Origin of the sequence: Mesorhizobium sp. M0898 (genome assembly GCF_040319695.1) — a bacterium.
Lineage (GTDB): Bacteria > Pseudomonadota > Alphaproteobacteria > Rhizobiales > Rhizobiaceae > Mesorhizobium.
The window spans coordinates 1-1,569 of sequence record NZ_JAMYOE010000119.1 but is presented as its reverse complement, the minus strand read 5'-3'; the positions used below and the strand labels follow the sequence as shown (position 1 = coordinate 1,569).

The window sequence follows — 1,569 nt, the reverse complement described above, 5'->3', positions numbered from 1 at the left end:
GGCGACCGGCATCAGTTCCGCTTCATCGTCGCGCCGGAGGATGCCGCGGAGATGGAAGACCTGCGCTCCTTCACCCGCGATCTCATGCGGCAGATGGAGACCGACCTCAACACGCGCCTCGACTGGATCGCCGTCGACCACCACAACACCGGTCATCCGCACACCCATGTGCTGGTGCGCGGCGTCACCGAGGACGGCAAGATCCTGAACATCGCCGGCGACTACATCGCCCATGGCATCCGCCACAGGGCAGGCGAGCTGGTGGAACGGGAACTCGGCTTGCAAAGCGAGGTCGAAGTCGCCCGCAAGCTGGCCGACGAGGTGGACGCCGAACGGCTGACCCGCCTCGATCGCGTGCTGATCGCCGAACAGCAGGCGCACGATGTTGTCGACCTCCGTCCCAATGCCAGCGACAGCTACACCATTTCCAGCAACCGCTATCTGCTGATCGATAGGGCGAAGACACTGCAACACTTCGGCCTGGCCAACGAGATCGAGCCCGGCCGATGGGTGATCTCTGACCGAGCCGAAAGCACGCTGCGGGCACTTGGCGAGCGCAGCGACATCATCAAGACCATGCACCGGGCACTCGAGGAGCACGGCCTCGCTGATGAGCGGGGCGCGGCTCAATATGTCATGCACCGGCAGACCATCACCGAACCGGTCGTCGGCCGTGTGCTCGCCAAGGGCCTTGCCGGCGACGAGATGAGCGATAAGCTGTCGCTCGTCATCGATGGCGTCGACGGACGCACCCATTATGTCGAGACCGCGGATGCGGCAAAGCTGGAAGACATTCAGCGCGGCCATATCGTGGCACTCGAACCGATCCTGCCGAAGGAGGGGCCGCGTGCGGCCGACCGCAACATCAGTGTCGTGGCGGGCGAGGATGGCATCTATCGCCTGAGCAGACACCTGGAGGCAATCCGCGAGACATTTTTGGAGCAGGGCAAGGATCCGGACGCCTTTGTCCGTTTCCATGTCCGCCGTCTCGAAGCGCTGCGCCGGGCCGGCCATGTCGAACGCATCGACGACGACCACTGGCGCGTACCAAAAGACCTGTCCGAGCGCGGCATCGCTTACGATGGCCACAACCGCGGCAAGGACTTCTCCGTCCGCGTGCTCTCGACGCTCGATCTCGACGCGCAGGTCGGCAGCGACGGCGCCACCTGGCTCGACCGGGAGCTAACGGCCAAAATCCCGGTGCCGCTGGTCCGGTCAGGTTTTGGTCTCGACGTGGACAACGCCCTCGACCGACGGGCTAGCCAACTCGTCAGCATGGGGCATGCCGAACGCGACGCGACCAGCGGGACCATCACCTTCGCGCGCGACCTTGTAGCCACGCTGGAGCGCCAGGAGGTCGCCCGCGTCGGCAAAGAAATGGCCGCTGCGCGCGGCCTCACTTTCGCGCCCGTCCAGCCCGGCAATCATGTCGGCGGCACGCTGCTAGGCTCGGTCCGTCTTGCCAGCGGGCGCTTCGCCATGCTGGACGATGGGCTCGGGTTTAGGCTCGTGCCCTGGCAGCCGATGCTCGAAGGCCGCATCGGCCAGCACATCACCGGCCTCGTGCAA

The 1,569-nt window shown here is 65.5% G+C and carries 1 protein-coding gene; it reads left to right on the top strand.

The window, feature by feature from the left end; all coding sequences use genetic code 11:
* A partial coding sequence (locus NKH90_RS34475) for a DUF3363 domain-containing protein (protein WP_352823760.1) occupies positions 1-1,569 on the top strand: 1,569 nt, incomplete at both ends.